This is a genomic window from Paenibacillus jepli, from assembly GCF_047238105.1.
GTDB lineage: Bacteria > Bacillota > Bacilli > Paenibacillales > Paenibacillaceae > Paenibacillus_D.
In genome coordinates this window covers 6,080,561-6,101,221 of record NZ_JBDFMD010000001.1, presented here as the reverse complement: position 1 = coordinate 6,101,221, position 20,661 = coordinate 6,080,561, and the positions used below count along the sequence as shown (strand labels likewise).

18 protein-coding genes, 1 pseudogene and 1 riboswitch are annotated in these 20,661 nt (G+C 56.4%); of the genes and pseudogenes, 3 read left to right on the top strand and 16 right to left on the bottom strand.

From position 1 onward, the window contains the following. Positions 1-8: 8 nt before the first annotated feature. The 15 genes and pseudogenes from ABC336_RS25770 to ABC336_RS25700 form a co-directional block, all read right to left on the bottom strand. Entirely contained in the window at positions 9-1,583 is a 1,575-nt protein-coding gene (locus ABC336_RS25770; RefSeq protein WP_413241378.1) for a S1C family serine protease, read from the bottom strand. Positions 1,584-1,795: 212 nt separating this feature from the next. Continuing rightward, complete coding sequence (locus tag ABC336_RS25765; RefSeq protein ID WP_413241377.1) at positions 1,796-2,206, bottom strand: YugN family protein; 411 nt, start codon at positions 2,204-2,206, stop codon at positions 1,796-1,798. Between the two features lie 121 nt (positions 2,207-2,327). After that, a complete protein-coding gene (locus ABC336_RS25760; RefSeq protein ID WP_413241376.1) occupies positions 2,328-2,993 on the bottom strand; it encodes a response regulator in 666 nt (221 codons plus the stop codon). After that, a complete protein-coding gene (locus tag ABC336_RS25755; RefSeq protein ID WP_413241375.1) occupies positions 2,986-4,029 on the bottom strand; it encodes a HAMP domain-containing sensor histidine kinase in 1,044 nt (347 codons plus the stop codon). The genes ABC336_RS25760 and ABC336_RS25755 overlap by 8 nt, the downstream gene beginning before the upstream one ends. A 7-nt stretch (positions 4,030-4,036) precedes the next feature. After that, the gene (liaF, locus tag ABC336_RS25750) at positions 4,037-5,104 is read right to left on the bottom strand and encodes a cell wall-active antibiotics response protein LiaF (RefSeq protein ID WP_413241374.1); all 1,068 of its coding nucleotides are present in this window, start codon (positions 5,102-5,104) and stop codon (positions 4,037-4,039) included. 261 nt (positions 5,105-5,365) lie between these two features. After that, positions 5,366-6,754, bottom strand: coding sequence for a methyl-accepting chemotaxis protein (locus ABC336_RS25745; protein WP_413241373.1), 1,389 nt, complete (start codon positions 6,752-6,754; stop codon positions 5,366-5,368). Positions 6,755-6,868: 114 nt separating this feature from the next. Beyond that, complete coding sequence (locus ABC336_RS25740) at positions 6,869-7,015, bottom strand: hypothetical protein (RefSeq protein ID WP_413241372.1); 147 nt, start codon at positions 7,013-7,015, stop codon at positions 6,869-6,871. 55 nt (positions 7,016-7,070) lie between these two features. Beyond that, positions 7,071-7,595 (bottom strand): RNA polymerase sigma factor, encoded by a 525-nt coding sequence (locus ABC336_RS25735; RefSeq protein ID WP_413241371.1) that lies wholly within the window; start codon positions 7,593-7,595, stop codon positions 7,071-7,073. A 111-nt stretch (positions 7,596-7,706) separates the two neighbouring features. Further along, positions 7,707-8,234, bottom strand: a complete 528-nt coding sequence (locus tag ABC336_RS25730; protein ID WP_413241370.1) for a 3D domain-containing protein — start codon at positions 8,232-8,234, stop codon at positions 7,707-7,709. A 55-nt stretch (positions 8,235-8,289) separates the two neighbouring features. Continuing rightward, positions 8,290-10,227: a threonine--tRNA ligase gene (gene thrS, locus ABC336_RS25725; protein WP_413241369.1), complete on the bottom strand. Its 1,938-nt coding sequence runs from the start codon at positions 10,225-10,227 to the stop codon at positions 8,290-8,292. A gap of 392 nt (positions 10,228-10,619) precedes the next feature. Next, positions 10,620-11,525 (bottom strand): sporulation protein YtxC, encoded by a 906-nt coding sequence (gene ytxC / locus ABC336_RS25720; RefSeq protein ID WP_413241368.1) that lies wholly within the window; start codon positions 11,523-11,525, stop codon positions 10,620-10,622. A 237-nt stretch (positions 11,526-11,762) separates the two neighbouring features. Beyond that, positions 11,763-12,896, bottom strand: coding sequence for a cyclic dehypoxanthinyl futalosine synthase (gene mqnC / locus ABC336_RS25715; RefSeq protein ID WP_413241367.1), 1,134 nt, complete (start codon positions 12,894-12,896; stop codon positions 11,763-11,765). Between the two features lie 128 nt (positions 12,897-13,024). Next, positions 13,025-14,183 (bottom strand): annotated as a pseudogene (locus ABC336_RS25710) (aminotransferase class I/II-fold pyridoxal phosphate-dependent enzyme). 45 nt (positions 14,184-14,228) lie between these two features. Further along, complete coding sequence (metA, locus tag ABC336_RS25705) at positions 14,229-15,146, bottom strand: homoserine O-acetyltransferase MetA (protein WP_413241366.1); 918 nt, start codon at positions 15,144-15,146, stop codon at positions 14,229-14,231. A 138-nt stretch (positions 15,147-15,284) separates the two neighbouring features. Further along, a riboswitch (SAM riboswitch) is annotated at positions 15,285-15,394 on the bottom strand. A 99-nt stretch (positions 15,395-15,493) separates the two neighbouring features. Continuing rightward, complete coding sequence (locus tag ABC336_RS25700) at positions 15,494-16,774, bottom strand: MFS transporter (protein WP_413241365.1); 1,281 nt, start codon at positions 16,772-16,774, stop codon at positions 15,494-15,496. A gap of 202 nt (positions 16,775-16,976) precedes the next feature. Here ABC336_RS25700 and ABC336_RS25695 point away from each other — a divergent pair, with 202 nt between their 5' ends. From ABC336_RS25695 to ABC336_RS25685, 3 genes are all read left to right on the top strand, one after another. Further along, positions 16,977-17,879 carry a LysR family transcriptional regulator gene (locus ABC336_RS25695; protein WP_413241364.1) on the top strand — a complete coding sequence of 301 codons (903 nt, stop codon included), beginning with the start codon at positions 16,977-16,979 and terminating at the stop codon, positions 17,877-17,879. Between the two features lie 23 nt (positions 17,880-17,902). Continuing rightward, on the top strand, positions 17,903-18,724 hold the full coding sequence (locus tag ABC336_RS25690; RefSeq protein ID WP_413241363.1) for a histidinol-phosphatase: 822 nt from the start codon (positions 17,903-17,905) through the stop codon (positions 18,722-18,724). Between the two features lie 223 nt (positions 18,725-18,947). Further along, positions 18,948-19,796 (top strand): EamA family transporter, encoded by an 849-nt coding sequence (locus tag ABC336_RS25685; RefSeq protein WP_413241362.1) that lies wholly within the window; start codon positions 18,948-18,950, stop codon positions 19,794-19,796. Between the two features lie 42 nt (positions 19,797-19,838). Here the strand turns inward: ABC336_RS25685 and ABC336_RS25680 are convergent, their stop codons facing one another. Next, positions 19,839-20,645 (bottom strand): DUF695 domain-containing protein, encoded by an 807-nt coding sequence (locus ABC336_RS25680; protein ID WP_413241361.1) that lies wholly within the window; start codon positions 20,643-20,645, stop codon positions 19,839-19,841. Positions 20,646-20,661 lie beyond the last annotated feature (16 nt).

Below are 20,661 nucleotides of genomic sequence, written 5' to 3'. Positions count from 1 at the left end.
TCTTCCCGTTACTGTTCCAATTGATTGAATGCGTTGCGGTCGCCAAGCTCGATCGTGAGCTCCAGCGCCCGCCCGTCTCGAACCACATTCAGGACGATCTCGTCGCCGACCTGGCGGCTCTGGATCGCCTCGATCAAGGCTTCCGTCGTATCGATGTTCTGACCGTCGATACCGGTGATGACGTCGAACTGGCGGAGATCCCCCTGATAAGCAGGCGATCTGTAGTATACCCGGTTGACCAGAGCGCCTCTCAGATCTTCAAGCTCCAGCTGCTCTGCGAACTCATCTGTGATCGTGCGGAGTTCAGCCCCGATGAATGGTACCGGCTCCTTCGGTATCTCTTCATTGGCCTTCAGCTTCTCGACAACCTCGGTGATCGTACTCGTCGGAATTGCGAAGCCGATGCCCTGCGCGTCGGTGCTGACCGCTGTATTGATGCCGATAACCTCACCGTTCGTATTAAGCAGCGGACCGCCGGAGTTGCCCGGGTTGATCGAAGCGTCGGTCTGCAGCAAGTGTTCATATTGTCTTACGCCTTGGGCATCCGGGATATTGATCGGACGCTCCTTGGCGCTCAGGACGCCAACCGTAATCGTATGGTCGAAGCCATGCGGGTTGCCGATGGCCACGACCCAGTCTCCAATATTGATGGCACTGGAATCGCCTAGCTTCAGCGTCGGGAAGGGTTCGTCATCTGTGATCTTCAGCACGGCAAGATCCAGCTCATAGCTCGAGCCGAGCTTCTGGGCTTCGAACGTTTTGGGATAACCCTGCAGCGTCACCTCAATCCTGGTGGCATTGGAGACGACATGCTCATTGGTCAGGATATATCCGGTATCCTCGAAGATAAAGCCGGAGCCGACGCCTGTCGGCACGGTGCTCTCACCGCCATTGTTGGGAGCGGAGGGGACCCGGAAGAAATCCCAGAACGGGTCCACCCGCGAGCCGCCTTGCCTGTTATTGACCGATGCATACGTCTCGATCTTGACAACAGCTGGCGATGCCTGCTCAAAAATCTGGGCGATATTGTTCGGTCTTGACGTGTCCAGTACGCTGGATACCGGTGTCGGCGGCTGACCCTCTCCGGATGAAGATGCGGTCGTCTGGGACGAATTGCCGGGCAGCAGGCCGCTGCCGGTAAACCAGTTGTTGTAATCCGCCAGTCCCATCAGCGTACCTACGACGAGCACGCCGGCCATAAATGAGGCAAACATCGCTTTGAACGAAGACTTGCGCTTTTCCTTGACCTGCCAGCCATTCTTGCCTGTGGCCGAAGACGATGGCGCGTAGGGACGCGGGCGCGGCGGCGGCGTAATCTGGACGTCAGTCGTATGGGACATGGCTGGATCTGCGCTTCTGCGACCTTGGTCCTGGCCGTAGCGGCTGTCTGTCCTCTCAGAGCCCTGCTGATCGACTGCCTTGAAAGGACCGTAGGAGTAGTAATAGGAAGGCTTCCGCTCTCCTTCTCCGTCCCGCTCTTCCGCTGGCCCCGCATGTTCCTGGCGATGCTCGTCATCCTTCGGCTCCTCGGGACGGTTGGAACGAAAAAAATCATCGTACGATTTTTTGTTGTTGTCATCCATCGCTGCTTACCTCCCGTTATGATTAATACTTACTCGCAACCTATAGTCTCAGCGGATGTCCGCCGGGATAACAATATAGCGTTTTCTTCACTACATCTATGATGCACATTGTACCTTAAAACAAGATTAAAAGGAATTTAAACGAACATAAAATTAAAAAAACCTTCCCGGCAGGCAGGAAGGTTGTCTCGGGCCGGAAGTCCCGATTTTCGTCATTTTGGAACCAGACGCTCTACTTGCGCCAGCAGCTTCTTGCCTGCCTCCACCCACTCCGGCTCGATCTCGGCATCGGAATCGATGGGCTGTGAGAACTGGTCAAAAAGCGCACCGACGATATTGACTCTAGCCTCTTGATCCAGCCCTTCATTGTACACATGCTTGAGCACGTAAGGCTGGCCCATCCGGATCTTGGCATCCTGGGAAGTATCGGCGTCCAGATTGCCATTGATGACTTCAAACGGTAGACGCAGCCACACCTTGTGAGCTCCATCCAGGTACCGGTCCAATGAGCCCTGCTTATAGTCCCAGGCGCCGCCCAAGGCAAACTCTAGAGGCTTTAGCAGCTGCAGCATTTCATAATATTCATGCTCGGTCGATTCCAGTCGGGAAGGTAAAGGTATCATATCACAAGTCTCCTTCTATCATTTCCCTTAACCTTCCCGGACCGCACGGCTCTTATGTATGTCCGTCAAATAAGGACGAACGAATGTAGCCGTCGATTTGCTGTCCCGTTGACGGAGTGGATTACGCTTGGCCGGCCCAGCCCTTGCGGTGCGCGTATACAGCCAGCTGTGTCCGGTCCTCCAGCTCGCACTTCATCAGCAGATTGCTGACGTGCGTCTTGACCGTTTTGATGCTGATGTGCAGCTCTTCGCCGATCTCCTTGTTGGTGCGCCCTTCGGCGATCAGCAGGAGCACCTCGCGTTCTCGTTCAGTCAGCCCTTCATCGTCCCCCTGCGCGGATCGAAGCCGCAGCCCGCGCGTCAGCGCCTGGGATACATCGCTCGTCATGACCGGCATCCCTTTGACGGCGCCGGACAGTGCATAGATCAGCTCTTCGGCGGAAACCGTCTTGAGGACATAGCTCACTGCGCCCGCTTCGATGGCTGCAACCACCTTCTCGTCCTCGAGGAAGCTCGTCAGCATGACGATCCGCATGCCCGGGTCCAGTGCCATGATCTGGCGCGTCGCCTCTACACCGTCCATGACAGGCATCATCAGGTCCATCAGGATAATATGAGGAGCGCCTCCCGGGACACCGTCCTTCAGCATCTGCAGCGCTTCTGCGCCATTAGACGCTTGGGCGGTTACCTCAAACCTCGGATCCAGCATCAGGTAGGTCTGCAGGCCCGCCCTCACCATATCGTGATCATCGACGATCATAATCCGCCAGCGGTCGGATTCACTCATGCTCTTCATGCTCCTTCAACGTATATTTGGGGATGCTTACACGCACCCGTGTGCCCCCTCCGGTCTTGCTGATGATCTCGGCATCGCCGCCCAGTCGCTGCGCCCGCTCGCGCATCGTGGACAACCCGTAGGACCCTCGTTTTACTTGATCGGCACGGAAGCCCGCGCCATCGTCCTGGATGGTCAGGATCAATTGATGCTCTGTTTCCGAGAACGTCAGCGTCGCCTTGCTCGCCGATGCGTGCTTGACGATATTGGCCATCGCTTCCTGGATGATCAGGAAAAATTGATGCTCCTTGGCTTCCGAGAGCGGCTCATCGACACGCCAGTCGAGTACGCCTTGCAGGTGATTTTGCCGGCAATAATCCGGAAACCACTTGTCCAATGCCTGCTGTAGCGAGCGTCCTTCCAGCTCCATCGGCCTCAGCTGCGCAATAAATCCGCGCATCTGCTTCTGCGCGGAGGAAGACATCTCGATCAACTGCTGCATCAATTGTTCCGACCGTTCCGAGTCCATCTCCAGCAGCTTGGGCAGCGACGAAGCCGACATATGGATGGCGAACAGCTGCTGGCTCACCGTATCGTGCAGATCGCGGGCCAGACGCTTGCGCTCTTCCATAACCGCCTCTTCATTGGAAGCCGCCTCGCGCATCACCTGCTCCTCGCCAATCCGCTGCAGCAGCTGCATCCGCCGCTCCATCGCACGGGCCATCACATTAAACTCGTGAAAAGCGGCTGTGAAGGAGCGCGCGCCCTCTTCAGGAATCCGCACGGCCAGATTGCCGTTGGCCGCTTGCTTGAGCGCCAGGTGCAGCGTATCAATGCGGCGCTGCCAGCGCTGGGCCGCCCAGTAGCCAAGCGCGAGATTGACCAGCAGGATGATGAGCGGGATGGTCAGTCGGCTCTGCTGCTCTCCCGCACCCGCTTCTCTCATCAGATCGATGCCCCAGTACCACAGTGCGGAGGAGATGACCGAGGAGAAGACGAAGAACAGGATCAGCTCCCACTTGGAGCTTCTAAGCATTTGCACCATCACCCCTGCATCACCCGACCTTTGTCACTTTGACATCGCCGATGAAGGTGCTGACGACCAGACGGATTTTTTTATCGCATTCTTCATACGATTTGCTCTCGACGCGATTGTTCTGGAAAAATCCACTTTCCTTGCGGTCAAGTATCTTGGAATCGCCGATGAATGCGCTCGAAGCGACATGAATACCCACTTCATAATCACTCGGCATGAATACTTTGACGTCTCCGATAAAGGAAGAGATCGTCACCCGCGTTTCGCCATACGGAATCTGGGCTTTGGTCAGATCCAGCACGGTATCGCCGATAAAATGCGAGATATTCATCGGCTTCAGCTCCCAATAATCTTGTCCCATATGGATGTCCCCGATAAAATTGGAGCGGGTCTGCACATTGGGATCATTATTCCACCATTCGACTCGTTCGCGGCGTCCGTGGCTGTGTCCATGGCCGCCGTGTCCACCATGCCCGCCACCATAACCACCATGTCCACCATGACCGCCGTGACCGTGGCTATGCTCCCAGTCTTTGTCGTAATCATACCCCTTGGATGCATTGGACGAACCGGTATAATACTTATCATCGTCATGGATGGGACCGCTTCTGTCCCGTCTGGTGTCATCCTTGCTTGTCGGCTGCTCATACGCTCCCCCCGTCTTGGTTGGATCCGGATGAAGCGGCGGCGCCGGCGGGATCGGCGACTGCTCGTTCGGATAGGCCTGCCACTCCTCTTCACGCTGCGATTGCTGGCTGTCGCGTTTCTTGAAGATCATCGACAAACCAAATCCGATAATGACAAGCGGTATGGCAAAACGAATCAGATCGCCCATAGAAAAGCTGAACAGATGCAGATTGCTCCCGAGGAAATAAATCCCGATACCGAGAGGGACCATATATTCCCACGAAAATTTGCGGTCCAGAAGACCACCTACACCGATCACGATCAGGATGACCGGCCAGAACGTACGAATCACATCGCCTAGGCCAAAGTTGATATAGCCGGCCTGATTGAGAAGGAACATCACCCCCGCCCCCACGACCATGAGTCCGATCAGCACACGCATGAAAACCCCTGATTGCATATCCATCACTCCTGTTTGATTGCTGCTGTGACCTTAGTATAACGGAAAACCAAGGATCGATGTAATGGACGGCGGGTTGAATTCGAACTACGTCTCCAGACCGAGAGGCTGGGATTAACTTACAAAAACACCCCCGCAAAGCGGCGATTACGGTTCAATACGTAATCAGATTCTTTGCGGGGGCGGGAAACCTATACATAACACTAGAACAGATCAATAATGGAAACATTGTACGCAAGCCGGGCTGAAAACACGCTATGCTTATCCCACTCGCACATCTACGCCAATGACGCCGACCGGCGAGCCGGCACGGTCCTTGATAGGAACTGACAGCGTCAGGCAAGCTTTTTTGGTGATGGCGGATATGTATACTTCCGAAGTGAACGAGCGGCCTTCCATCGCTGCCTTCCACCACCCGCGTCCTCGGGCGTTCACAAGACCTGCCTCGGGCAGGGAGAAGATGAAAGAGCCATCGGCGCGATTGGACCAGACCGCTTCAATATCCTTGGAGCCCAGCAGCACCGCCGCCAGCCGTTCCTGGTGCAGCGACTCCTCCAGAGACACCAGAGCTTCGTCGGCTGCCAGCTGCTGCAGTTGCCTCACCAGCTCCGACACTTCGGTCATGGCCCGCTGCTGGCTGCGCTCGATGCCGGCATTCCCTATAGAAGCTGCCAATTCGGTTGAAGACTTCTGCAGCGAACGGCCGACGACATCCAGCTTGGCGATCTGACGCCGTTGCTGCTCTGTCAGCTCCAATGTCTCATCCACACGCTGCAGCGTCTCATTGACCGTCTCTACAACATCGCCCAGCATAACTGTCGTGCCTGCTGTCAATTCGCTCTGCTGACTGCTCGCCCGGCTCGATTGGCCGACAAGCTGGTCCACCTCGTGGATCCTGCCGACGATCAGGTCCATATGGTCCTTGATCGATCCCATCTCGGCGATCCCGCTGGCAACCGCAGCCCGCTCCACCTCTACGGATGCAACCACCTGCTCGACACCTTGTTCGATCTCCTCGACGATCATGGTCGAGTGCTTCACGGCTTCGCCGCTTTGTTCGGCCAGCTTCTTGATCTCTTGCGCGACGATCGCAAAGCCGCGTCCCGCTTCGCCGGCATGAGCAGCCTCGATCGAGGCATTGAGAGCGAGCAGCGAGGTCTGGGAGACGATGCCGTGGATCGAAGCGTTGATCTCATGAATCCGCGAGGTCTGCTCGATCAGTTGGCTGATATGACGACTCATCGTCGCGTTCTGCTCATACAGCTCGTTCATGACCTGATCAGTCGTGGTCAGCGATCGGCATACCTCCAGCACGACGTCTCTCGTCTGGCTGCTCTCCTCGCTCAGACGCGATGACGTACCCTGGATCTGCTCGGCGGCCGCTGCCACCTCCTGCAAGGAGGAGAAGGTTCCTTCGATCCGCTCAAGCGCATGCTTGCTCTGGCTCCGCAATTTCTCCTCCTGGACAGCCGACCTGTCCGCGATTGCTGTCAATTCAGCCATTGCGAGATGGACTTCTTCCACAGCTGCCTGCAGCTGATCCACGGTCACCTGAGACTCATTGACCAGTCTCTGCAGTACTGACTCCTCTTGCGGACTGCGCTCGCCATCGTTCGTTAGCGTTTTCGATTTCCACCATGCTTGGGCCATGACGGGTACCCCTCCATTTTTCGACACTAGGTTACATTTATTAACATTATAAGGGATGCCCTATGAAAAGAAAAGAGGAATCCAAGGCGGATTCCTCTCTGTTATGCGCAAATATTATTTATTGTTATTTTTGTTTACCTGGTTTTGCTGGTTGTTGTTGTTCGCCACATTGGCGTTCAACTCTTCGGCATATTCTTCATTCAGCTGGTTTTGCTGATTCTGGTTTTGTTGATTAAGCTTAACCTTGTTGTTCTTGGCCACGATAATCACCTCCCTGCATGCTAGTATGGGAGGATGACGACAATATTATGTATGTCTACAGATGCGGCGTAGCAATCCAGGCCTTCAGCCGTTCACGGCTACGGTGAATTCTTGCTTTGACGGTACCTAGCGGGATATTCATCGCATCGGCGATCTCTTGATCCTTGAAACCGTAATAAAACTTGTAAAGAATCATCGTACGAGAACGGGGATCCAGAGCACCAAGCAATTCCGAGATCTCCACCATCAGTTCGGCTTCCGTCGGTGACGGCGAGGAGTGGACATCCCAGCCTTCAATCCATTCGCCTGTTTCACGGGCATGGGCTTTCTGACGATTAACATTGGTAGCAATGTTCGCAGTGATCGCCTTGGCCCAAGCGGCCAGCTTGCTCCGCTCTCGGAGCGTATCGTGCTTCAACAGAATGCGCACCCAGGCGTCCTGAACGACATCATACGCATCGGACTTGTTATGCACTCGGGCATAAGCGACACGCATCATTTGATTGTAAAGATCGCGCAGCAGTTCTTCATGCTCGGCCGCTGCGCCGGCTTCCTGCCCATGAGATAACCATCTGTGCATGGTCCAACCCGCCCCATCAATGATCTCATTCTAATGAATCTATTATAACATCAATCGTTGGAAAAAAAAAGAAGATTCGTCCCGATATTTGACGCGGGACGAATCTTCCGGCTAGGATTTCAACATCGACATGGGGATCTGTCGGTTGGTTTCCATCGCTCTGTTGATCTCCTTGAGCCAGGTCTCGTCTAGCCGGCCTTGGCCTTTATAGATCACTTGGACGGTCACTTTCTTCTTGCCCCATTCCTTATAGACTTGCTTGACGGTATCGAAGTAAAGGTCGATCTTATGGCCTTTAATCGCTGATCCCGTATCAGCTACGACGCCATAGCCGTAGCCTGGTATGTGCAGCAGAGTGCCGATCGGCAGCACCTTGGGATCGGCGGCAATCGTCGATACGTGGTCTCGTCTTACCCGCACACCAGAATAGGTAATGCCGTAACCGGGCTGGCCGGGCCGCTTGCCGGTTGATTCATACCCGGCGGTGTAGCCTGTAGCGGTCACTTCCAAAGTAGCCAGCGTGTCGGTCTGGGCAGCTGCAACCGACGGTTCGCCGGACGCTGCAGCCGATTGCGCGGCGGCTGACAGCGTCCAAAGCAGCAGCAGGATACCGGCAGGCGTAAGTTTACGCATTGACATGTGGTCTTTTCCCTCCTGCATGAAAGGTTCCCCCATGTCGCGCATCCTATACGCGCTAGATCTGCTTGGACCGGATCTCCTCGGCCAGTTGGGAAGCCAGCTCCACGACTGGACGGGCGCCGATGTCGCCTTCGCCGCGCTTGCGGACAGAGACGGAACGCGCGCTCATCTCCTGTTCTCCGACGATCAGCATGTACGGCACTTTCTCCAATTGGGCTTCACGGATCTTGTAGCCGAGCTTCTCGTTGCGCAGATCGCTCTCGGTGCGGACCCCAGCCGCCTGAAGCTGTTCCTGGACTTCACGGGCATAAGCTTCGTAAGCCGTGGAGACCGGGATGACCCGGGCCTGTTCCGGAGACAGCCAGAGCGGCAGCGCGCCTGCGAAGTTCTCCAGCAGAAACGCCGTCATACGTTCCATCGTACTGATGATGCCGCGGTGAATGACGACTGGCCGATGTTTTTTGCCGTCCTCGCCGATATATTCCAGCTCGAAGCGCTCAGGCAGCAGGAAATCGAGTTGAGCGGTCGAGAGCGTCTCTTCCTTGCCCAGTGCGGTCTTGATCTGGACATCGAGCTTCGGACCGTAGAATGCAGCTTCCCCTTCCGCTTCGAAGAAAGGCAGATCCAGCTCCTCCACGACCTCGCGCAGCATTCGCTGCGACATCTCCCACATCTCGTCGTTGGGGAAATATTTTTCGGTATCCTGGGGATCTCTGTAAGAGAGCCGGAAACGATATTCGCTGATGCCGAAATCCTCATACACCTGACGGATCAGCTTAATGACGCGGGCGAACTCTTCCTTGATCTGGTCCGGCCGGCAGAAGATATGCGCGTCGTTGAGCGTCATCGCCCGCACCCGGTGCAGGCCGGTCAGTGCACCCGACATCTCATAACGATGCATGGTACCGAGCTCGGCAATCCGGAGCGGCAGATCCCGGTAGCTGCGAAGGTCGCTTTTGTACACCATCATGTGATGCGGGCAGTTCATCGGGCGCAGGACGAGCTCTTCATTGTCCATGACCATCTTGGGGAACATATCTTCCGAGTAATGATCCCAGTGTCCTGATGTTTTGTAGAGCTCGACATTGGCCAATACCGGGGTATAGACGTGCTCATAGCCCAGACGTTCTTCCAGATCGACGATATAACGCTCCATCGTCCGACGCACCCGCGCCCCGTTGGGAAGCCACAGCGGCAGGCCCTGGCCAACCTCGCGGGAGAAGCCGAACATCTTCAGCTCTCGTCCCAGCTTGCGGTGATCCCGCTTCTTGGCTTCCTCCAGCAGATGCAGATGCTCCTCCAGTTGGGACTTCTTGGCGAACGCTGTGCCATAGATGCGCTGCAGCATCTTGTTCTTGGCGTCTCCCCGCCAGTAAGCGCCAGCTACACTGAGCAGCTTGAACGCCTTGATCCGGCCGGTGGAGGGCAGATGCGGTCCGCGGCACAGATCGAAGAACTCACCCTGGTCATAGATGGTGATGACCGAATCTTCCGGCAGGTCACGGATCAGCTCCAGCTTCAGGTTGTCCTGCAGCTCTGTATAGATGTCTAGTGCCTGCTGGCGGCTAACAACGCGTCTGCGGATCGGCAGATCCTCCTTGACGATCCGCTCCATCTCCTTCTCGATCTTCGCCAGATCCTCCGGCGTGAGCGATTGCTCCATATCGATATCGTAATAGAAGCCGTCTTCGATGACCGGACCGATCCCGAGCTTGACTGGTTGATCCTTGAACACCCGCTTGATTGCCTGCGCCATCAGATGGGCGGTGCTGTGACGGTATACCTCGAGCCCGGCCTCGCTGTCGACAGTAACGATCTCGACGACGGCGCCCTCCACCAGCGGCTCATAAACATCTACAACTTTGCCATCCAGTTTGCCAGCGATTGCCTGTTTCTTCAGACCGCTGCTGATCGAAGCGGCCACATCGCCGATGGTGCTGCCTGCTTCATACTCTCGCATGGCTCCATCCGGCAGTTTGATTTGAATCGACATCTGTCTATCTCCCTCCTGTTTTCATGATGACAAGCGGCGGGAGCACAAAAAAAGCACGCATCCCGCAAAAGGGACGAGTGCTTGACATTTACCCGTGGTTCCACCCTCATTCGACCGACATGCCCCTGAGGCATCCGATCCTTGAGCATCCGCTAACGGGGATGATCCGTTGCCGCCTACTCACCCGTCGTAATAGGGCTTCAGCCGCACAGCTCCGAAGGGGTATCTCTGCCGATGTCACGGAAGGAAATTGCAGCCGAGTTTCCTCTCTCTGGACCGAACAAATGGCAGAACGTTGTCTTCGTCGACGCCGTTGATGTAGAACATTATACAATCAACGCCTGCAGTGGTCAAGAGTGACTTCAACTCGTCATCCCAGCGATCTGCAGGGCTTAAGACCGACAGTCTTCCCAATTGACTGCGCCTGGGCGGCAGTGGCTGCAGATTTGCACCCTGCCATGGAAGATCGACTCGATCGTCGCGACCACCTGCAGTTCAGGCTCCGTGGTATGAATCAAGATCCGCTGGGGTGAGGAAGCAATCAAGCTGCTGACGATCCGGTCATCTGCCTGCATCTCCGTCTCCAGCATCTCGCTCACCAAGCGGTCAGAGCTTTGATACTCCAGCGGTTCAAAATCGCTATCATACAATCTGAACCGGGCTGCCTCCTCGTGAACCAGATGAACCAGCGGCAGTCGCGGTTCCTGTGTGCTTACGAAGTATCGGAGCAGGGCCAGAAAATCCTGATACTGCTTCTCCATGACGAATTCGTCCACCGCATACTGGACAATCTCTCGCAAGACCGCGCGATAATCCGCCAGCCGGAATGTCAGGAAGCCTTGGATATGCATGCTGCCGCTGTGCTCCATCAGATATGCTGTTGCTTCCCGGGCGACAGCTTGCTTGCGCTTGGTCAGGTCCTGCCCGGATCCGGCTTCTCCTCCGTCACGCAACAGCTTCAGGCAGTATTCCTCGATCTTGCGTACATCCTCAGGGTCCTGGTAGCTGTAATGCTTGCCGATCAGCCGCCGCAAGGTGACCGGCTCCAGATCGCCTGTGATATATTCGGCTATGCCCAGCGCTGCCTGGCGGCAGAGTGTCTCCCGGTGCTTGTCTGCGCTGTAGGTTGCCGTAGTTGCATGGCATACGATCTCCGAGCGGTCCGGATCGATATCCCAGTGCAGGCTCGGCAGCCCCGGCTCCATCGTCAGCGGTGCGAAAGCCTCGCTCAGACATCTGGACAGCTTCCATATGGCCTGCTCCTGAAGAGGAGACATGCCGATCGTTATCAACTCCATCGCTTTCCCACCTCCGCGCGGCTGTTTGCTGCCTTCCTAAACAGTATATGGTCCAGGTGGAGCGAGTATACGAAGAAGGATGTGGCACAGAGTCCCCCACCCCCCCCCCCAAAAGTGACGTGATGCGCTGTAGCCTGGTCCGATTACTTTTGGGGCGCCCCCGACGACCTTTCCCCCAAAACTGAGCACAGCAAAAACCCGGCCGCATGGCCGGGCAGTGGGCATCTAATAGATCGATCAGTTCTGCATCATAAAATCGCGAGCGACGGCATCCGACTCGTGGTACACCTTGAGCAGCTCGTAGCGCGTGTTGCGCTGAGCGGGAATCTTGCCGCATTCGCGGATCAGCTTGAGGATCAGCTCGATATTGACCTTGTGTGTCGTCCCGGCAGCGGACACCACATTCTCTTCGATCATCGTGCTGCCGAAGTCATTGCAGCCATAGGAGAGCGACAGCTTGCCGATCTCCGGCCCCATCGTTACCCAGGACGACTGGAAATTATCGATATTATCGAGGGCGAGACGGCTGATCGCCAGCGTCTTGAGGTATTCCTCCGGCGTCGCTTTCTCGCGCTTCATGTTGGTATTGTCCGGCTGGAACGTCCACGGGATAAAGGCAAGGAAGCCTGTGGAGTTATATCCGTTCTCGATACAGATATCCTGAGCATCCCGCACCCGTGTCAGATGGAGCGCCCGCTCCTCCATCGACTCTCCGAAGCCGATGACCATCGTGGCCGTCGTGTTCATCCCGATCCGGTGAGCGGTCGTCATCACTTCGATCCAATCCTGCCATGTTCCCTTGAGACGGCTGATCTTGCGGCGGGTCCGGTCATCGAGAATCTCTGCGCCGCCTCCGGGCAGCGAGTCGAGACCCGCTTCATGCAGCTGCCGGATCACCTCTTCGAGCGACAGGCCGTCCGAGACCGTCTGCATCTTGCGGATCTCCGCAGGCGAGAACGAATGCATCGTAATCCCGGGAAAACGCTCCTTGATACCGCGCAGGATGTCCGTGTAATAGCTGAAGGGCAGATTCGGATTGGTCCCCCCCTGCATCAGGATCTCGGTACCGCCGACATCGATCGTCTCCTGGATCTTGGTATAGATCGTCTCGTCCAGGACATACCCCTCGTCCGAACCCGGCGCCCGGTAAAAAGCGCAGAACCTGCAGTATACATCGCATACATTGGTATAATTAATGTTCCGACCGACGACAAAGGTGGTAATCGGCTCAGGATGCTTGCGAAGCATAATCTGGTTGGCCGCGTGCCCCATCTTCTCGATCTGGTCGGACTCGAACAATGTGACAATGTCGTCCACTTGCAGCCGCTGTCCTGCAAGCGCCTGATTCAATATCGTGTCTACAGTTGGCATGAAACAGCCTCCTTCTCCCTGACAGACGTCCGGCAGTCTCCTGCACGTGTCCGTGCTAGCCTTACATATGATCTCTCTAGTCTAACACAAACGGCGGCAGCCCGTCATCCCGGGCGCCGCCGCTGCCATTACTTCGAATCGATCTCCAGCCGCGCCTCTTCAAGGGCATGGCCGAGATCTGCAATCAGATCTTCGACATGCTCGATACCGACCGAGAAACGCAGCAGCCTATCATCGACGGACCCGGCGCCGGATCTCCTCAGGAATATCGGCATGGGTCTGCACCGCCGGATAGGTCATCAGCGATTCTACGCCGCCCAGACTTTCTGCGAAGGCGATCAAACGGATGTGGCGCAGGACGGGCTCCACATAACGCGCATCCTTCAACCGGAAAGAGAAAATCCCGGTATTGCCCGAGGATTGCCTGTTCTGCACCTCATGCCCCGGGTGATGCGGCAGCGCAGGATAGTAAACCTCCTCGATGGCGGGATGCTCGAGCAGGTATTCTGCGATCCGCGTCGCATTGTACTGATGACGCTCCATGCGCAGCGCCAGCGTCTTCATCCCCCGCATCAGGAGCCACGAATCCTGCGGACCGAGCACAGCGCCGATCGAATTATGCAGGACGGCCATCTCTTGAGACAACTCTTCGCCTTTCGTGACGATCAATCCGGCCAGTACGTCATTATGCCCGCCCAGATACTTGGTCGCGCTGTGGATGACGATGTCCGCACCCAGCTCGAGCGGACGTTGATAGTAAGGCGTCAAGAGCGTGTTGTCGACGATCGTGAGATACTTATTTTTCTTGGCCCACTCGCACACTCCCGCCAGATCGGTGATCATCATCAGCGGATTGGTCGGCGTCTCGATCAGGATCGCTCTCGTCTCCTTGCGAGCATGCCGCTCCATCTCCTCGATGTCATTGGTATCCACGTAAGACACGCTCACGCCGAAGCGCGTCATGATCCGCTCCAACAGGCGATATGTACCGCCATACAAGTCCAGCGACACGATCAGATGGTCTCCTTGCTTGAACAGGGCGAAGATCGTCTGCAGCGCTGCCATGCCGGAGCTGCAGGCAAAAGCGGCGTCTCCTGATTCGAGTTCGGCGGCCGCCTGCTCCAGCACGCTTCGGGTCGGGCTTTTGGTGCGGGCATAATCAAAGCCGGTGCTCTCGCCGAGCCGAGGATGACGGAAGGCGGTGGATTGATAGATCGGATAGCTGACGGCCCCGGTTACCGGCTCCTGGATCGAGCCGATTTGCGCTAGACGGCTTTCAATTTTCATGGATAACGGACTCCTTTATTATTAAATATCGGTAGTAGCCGGACCTTAGATGCCGGCTCCGAGCTCATAGGGCGTTTCCTGGTAGACGTAATAGTTCAACCAGTTGGAGAACAGCAGATTGGCATGAGCCCGCCAGCTCGACAACGGCTGCCGCGTCGGGTCGTCGTTCGGATAATAATTTTTGGGGATGGCCACGCGCAGTCCCTTGGCCAGATCACGGTCGTACTCCCACTTGAGGGTGAGCGGATCATACTCCGAATGACCGGTGACGAAGATCTGCCGGCCGTTGTGCGAAGCCACGATATAGACGCCGGCCTCCGGCGACTCGGATAGAATGTCCAGATCCGGCACCTGCTCGATATCGCTGCGCCGCACCTCCGTATGTCTCGACTGGGGGACGTAATAGAGCTCGTCGAATCCTCTCAGCAGCTTGACATTCCGCTTCTCGACCGTATGCGGGAAGACACCGAAAAGCTTCTCCGGCAGCGCACGCTTGGGCACCCCGTAATGATGGAACAGCCCGGCCTGGGCTCCCCAACAAATATGAAGTGTCGATGTAACATGACGGGCGCTCCAGTCCATGATCGTCTTGAGTTCTTCCCAATACGTCACCTCTTCAAAATCCAGCTGCTCGACGGGCGCGCCGGTGATGATCAGCCCGTCGTAGTGCTGATGAGAGATCTCGTCGAACGTTTTGTAAAACGACTCCAAATGCTCGGCAGACGTATTCTTGGAGACATGCGTGCGCGGATGCAGCAGCACCACTTCGGCCTGCAGCGGCGTATTGCCGATCAGACGCAGCAGCTGCGTTTCCGTCGTTTCCTTGGTGGGCATCAGGTTCAAGATCGCGATCCGCAGCGGACGAATGTCCTGCTGGTAAGCGACGCTTTCGTCCATGACAAAAATATTCTCATTGGTCAGAATTTCTTTGGCCGGCAAACTGTCCGGGACTTTGATGGGCACAGGAATCACTCCTCCTACTGTGGTGGTGGTGTGCGGGCTGCTGGTCCAAGCCAAGTAAATGAGTCTTGTACTTCAAAAGAGAAACCCCCTCTCGGGCGAGAGGGGGTCGTATGGGCAGTGCAAATGCACAGTACGCCTCTCTCATCTCTCAGAAACCAGAAGTCTCCGCAAGAATTAGCACCGTACATATCGCTATGCCGGTTGCCGGGCTTCATCGGGCTAGTCCCTCCGCCTGCTCTTGATAAGAAAGCTTGCTATGTGATTGTTTGAACTCAGGTGCGACTTCTTATAACTACCATTTACTTTAACGCATTCCGTTATACACGTCAAGACAGTTTCCATATCGATCACGTCTTCAGTCCCGCCTCGAAACCCATCGCCTCCCGGCGGCCTTTCTCCAAACTGACGAACATGAGCAGCACAATGCCGATGATGAAGAAGGCCACCAGCGACAGGATCGCGAGCCGACTCGAGCCGGTCAGCGTGCCCACAATGGAGAACAGCAGCGGCCCTGCGACGGAGGAGAACTTGCCGGATAGGCTGAGGAAGCCGAAGAACTCCGCAGCCTTGGACGGCGGCACCAGGTTGGCGTAAAGCGAGCGGGCCAAAGCCTGGCTGCCGCCCTGTACGAGTCCGACCATAATGGCCAGCGCGTAGAAATGAGCGGCACTCGCCATAAAGTAGCCCAGCGATACGATGACGATGTAGATCAGCAGCGACGCATACAGCGCAGGCTTGGCGCCGGTTCGCAGCGCGATCTTGCCGAAGGCCAGCGTCGCCGGGAAGCCGACGAACTGAGTGATCAGAAGCGCAATGATGAGGTGCCTCATCTCGATGCCGATGCCGCTGCCGTAGATCGTCGCCATGATGATCACCGTATTGATCCCGTTATTGAAGAACCAGTAGGAAATCATATACTTGAGCAACTCCGGAAATCCGGCAATTCCCCGCAGCGTCTGCCCGAGCCGGCGCAGCGCGGCACGAGCAATCGCACCTGCCCGCTCGCCATGCGCCTTGGGTGTATCCTTGACATGGCGGAACAGCGGCAGCGCGAATATGAACCACCAGATGCCCACTGTAAAAAACGCCGCCTGCGTCGCAAACGTCCGATCCGGGAATCCGAACCACGTCCACCCTTCAATCATCGCCACATTGACGGCCAGCAGCAGGCCGCCGCCGATGTAGCCGTAGGCGTACCCGCGGCTGCTGACGTCGTCCCGCCTGCGCTCGTCCACCAGCTCTGGCAGCAGCGCATCATAGAAGGTATTGCCAGCCGAGAAGCCGATCGAACCGATGATCGTCAGCATCGACGCCAGCAGCCAGCCGCCTTCCCCGACGAACGCCATGGCCGAGCTGGCCAGCGCTCCCATTAGTGCGAACATCCGCAGGAAGCGGACTTTGGCGCCGATATGATCGGCGACCGCTCCCAGGATCGGCGAGATTATCGCCACACAGAGCATAGCGATCGTTTGGGTATTGGCCCAATAGATCTCCGCCTGGTTGCCTGTCAGTCCGCGGCCCGCCACGGATTCGTAAAAAACCGGCAGCACGGCCGCCAGCATCGTCGTTGCAAAGGCCGAATTGGCGAAGTCGTACATAAGCCAGCCCCGTATCGCTTTGCGTTCCACGTCATGTCCCCTTCCTATGTCTGCAGTTGACCAAAACATTCGACAACGACCGGGTATTTCCTTCCGTAAGAACAATTAAGATTGTGAAAACACCCCCGCGGCCAGCCATCGAGGTGCCTTTGCCGATTGCCCATTAATCCCCTATAATAATTGTATTAGCAGTTGTTGTTGTAATCCACGGTCTAGACCAGGAGGAACGTAGATGAATATCAGCCAGCTCGAAACGCTTCTGACCATCTCGCGCACAATGAGCTTTCGCAAGGCGGGCGAGCAGCTCAATCTGACGCAGCCAGCCGTGTCCGCCCAGATGCGAAGTCTCGAGGACGAGTTCAAGGTCATCCTGCTCGATCGCAATCAGCCCGTCACCCTCACAGATCAGGGCAGGGTGTTCCTCGACCATGCGGAGCGCATATTGGCTATCGTAGGAGAACTGCGGCAGAAGCTCTCCGATATCAACGAGACGCCGCAGGGCCATATTACACTCGGGACGACAGCGACGATCGCCATCCAGATCCTGCCCCGCGTGCTGTCGTATTTCCAGGATCAATTCCCGCTCATCAAGACCACGATTCAATCTATGCCTTCATCCATGGTGATGCCAAGCGTAGAGAACGGCGTGGTCGATATCGGGATCACCTATCTCGGTGAGCGCAGCCCCCATCTGGAATCCTCCATCCTCTACTACGATACATACGAGCTGGTCGTCTCCCGCGACCACGAACTCAGCCATCTCAAGCACACGACTGTCGACAAGCTGAAGGATCTGCCTTTCATCATGCTGTCTCCCGATACGCTGGGCCGCCGCTTCATCGACCAGATGTTCCGCAAGTACAATATCCAGCCCAATATCGTCATGGAGCTCTCCAGCAGCGAAGAGGTCAAACGGATGGTGGAGATCAACCTCGGCGCCGCCGTCGTCTCCAAGCTGTCGATTGCCAATGAGCTGGGGCTGGGCACACTAAAAATGATCAAGGTCAACGAGTTGGAGCTGAGTCATCCGGTTGGCGTCCTGTACAAGTCAGGGCGATACCTCAATTCGGCCATGCGCCAATTTTTGAGCGATCTCAAGGGCATGCCGGAGGACCAGTTTATCAGCACCGAATAATTGGATCTGGGAGGAATAGAGACATGAAGTTTGACCTGCACACTCATCATACCCGCTGCGGCCATGCGGAAGGCGCCATCGAGGATTATATCCTCGCAGCGATCGAGGCGGAGCTGGACGTGATCGGCATCTCGGATCACTCCCCCTACTTTGCCAGCGAGGAAGATCAGCCGCAGCCCTACATTGCGATGGCCAAGAGCCACTTTCAAGGGTATATCGAAGAAGTATTGCAGTTAAAGGAAAAATATGCAGACCGCATCGAAGTGCTGCTTGGCGTAGAATCCGATTTTTTCCCGGAGCACATCGAGATCTACCGGCAAGCCTACACGGGCTATCCTTTCGATTATATCATCGGCTCCGTACACCAAACCCGCGGGGTCAGCATCTTCAACCGCAACAGGTGGAAGGGACTGGATGAAGCCAGCCAGATCGAACACAAGGAGCATTATTACGATCTGATCCGGCAGTCGGCCCGCAGCGGACTCTTCCAGATCCTCGGCCATATCGATGCGATGAAGGGTTATTATCCATCGTTCTCCGACATCCCGGCGGCCGCGGCGATCGACGAGACGCTGCAGACGATAGCCTCGTGCGGAATCGCGATCGAGGTCAATACATCGGGCGGCACCAAGGATGTCGGCGGCTGGTATCCCTCGGATGAGATCCTGGAGCGTGCGCACCATTACGGCGTTCAGGTCACATTCGGCTCGGACAGCCATAACCCGTGCCGGATCGGCGAGGATTGGGATAAAGTGCGGGTGCGGCTGCGGGAGATCGGTTTCCGCCAGTGGGTCTTCTACCGCAAGCTGCAGCCTGTCGCCGTGCCGCTATTCCCCACAAAGTGAAGCCTTGTCTTGGAAGTATAATCAGGTACTTTGCGGGAGCCGCGAAACCTTATAAACGCATTAATAATCAAAAAAAATGGACCCGCTTCACTCGCGGGTCCCAAGGCTTTATATAAAAAAAAGGGGGTCTTGTTTATTATAATAGCCGATCATTGTGAAAGAACGATAACAGAAATATTTCATTTGTGTAACAAATGCTGACGAGACGGGGAATAAATACGAGATGTGGATGATTACTGCGGTCGGCAGCGCTCTGATCTTCGGATTGGCGGGGCTGGCCATGAAAATATCGCAGATGCGGGGCGGCTCGAATACCGCCCTTTTGCTGGCTCTCTATAGCAGCGGCACACTGGGCTTTGCCATTCATAGCGCCCTTACCGGCGCACTCACCGACCTTTTCGCCGATTGGCGGATCTGGGCTGCCGGCGCTGTCATCGGCGCAGGCTCGGCCTGGGGCAACGCCGTGTTCATGAAAGCCTTGGCCTACGGTCCAGCCTCGCTGACATCGCCGCTGGTCAATATGAATATCGTCCTGGTCATCCTGATGGGGACCTGGCTCTATCATGAGCCGTTTACGGGACGGGAGCTTCTGGGGGTCTGCCTGCTGCTCCTTGCCGTTATCTTGATCGCTGTCCGCCGCAAGGAGCCGCTCACGATCAAAGAGAAGACCTGGGGCGTCTATGTCGCTGCCGGGATCCTGTTGTTCAGCCTCCGCAATGGCGGTCTCAAAGTTACCGATGAGCTGGAGCTGAACGGTACGCTCATCCTGCTGGCCGCCTACCTGATGTCGACGCTCTGGTTCCTGCCGCCGCAGCGAAGGCTTGTGGGTGCCGCCGCCAGACGCACCGGCTGGCGCTGGGGCCTGCTGGCTGGGATATTCTCCTACGGCGGACTACAGCTCTATGCACAGGCACTCGCGAGCGGCCCGGCCAGCCTGGCCGCACCGATCTTCGCCACCAATGCGCTTGTGATCGCCCTCGGCTCAATCCTGTTGTATAAAGAACGGTTGACGCGACTGCAGAGCGCCGCTTTCCTATGCATGATGGCCGGGCTTATCGTCATCCGGCTCTAGCGCAGGCTGATCAGGGCTTTCCCTGACAGCCTGGCCAGCGATTCATCGCCTGAAGAGCGAGCCGAGCCGGCGGCCGGCGGATAGCTGCAGCCGCTTGAGCCAGGACAGACGTACCATCGCCCCCCAGCCGTCGTAATGTCCATCCACTTTGCGGACGAGCTTGTGCAGCTCGCCCACCCGTTCATTTACAGTCTCCAGCCTCACATCTTCCCATCTGCTGACTACCAGCGAGTACGGATACTCGGGCCTCTCCTCCGGCGCTTTTCCCTCTTCTACCGTATAACCCATATGCTCTACTTCCGCCTTCATGACGCTGCGGTCTTGATCTTGCTTGAATAGCAGCCAATGGTAGACCTGGCGGGGTCTATCGATATGATCGCCTTTATGGATCAGTGCGTACACCATCTGCGCATTATGAATGTACATCTCCTCCAGCGTATCCGGGAGCAGGTAACGATAGAACGTCCACTCCGGATCCGGCTTGCTATAGAAGACGATGCGATAGTCCCCGAATAATGTCCGCAGCTGGCGGAGCGCTTCGTCCTGATCCTGGCGCGGGGTTGTATAATAATAAAACTCCAGTCGTTTGGCAGTATTGATACGACCGACGTACTGTGCGTGCAGCGCTGCATCGGCCGCCTCCTCCAATTGGCTCTCCAGCCTTTCGAGCACACGCACCGCCTGCCGTCTGTCCTTGCTATCGGACATCAGCTGCATCAGATTGACTGTTGCCGACATCAGCTCGGTGTGGGCACCCGGATGCTCTTGATCGCGCCAGCCCATGTTGACAAGGATACGCATCTGCTCCTGCTCGGTCCGCCGTTCGAAGAAACCCCAATTTTCAGCCATGACGATCTCCTCCCTT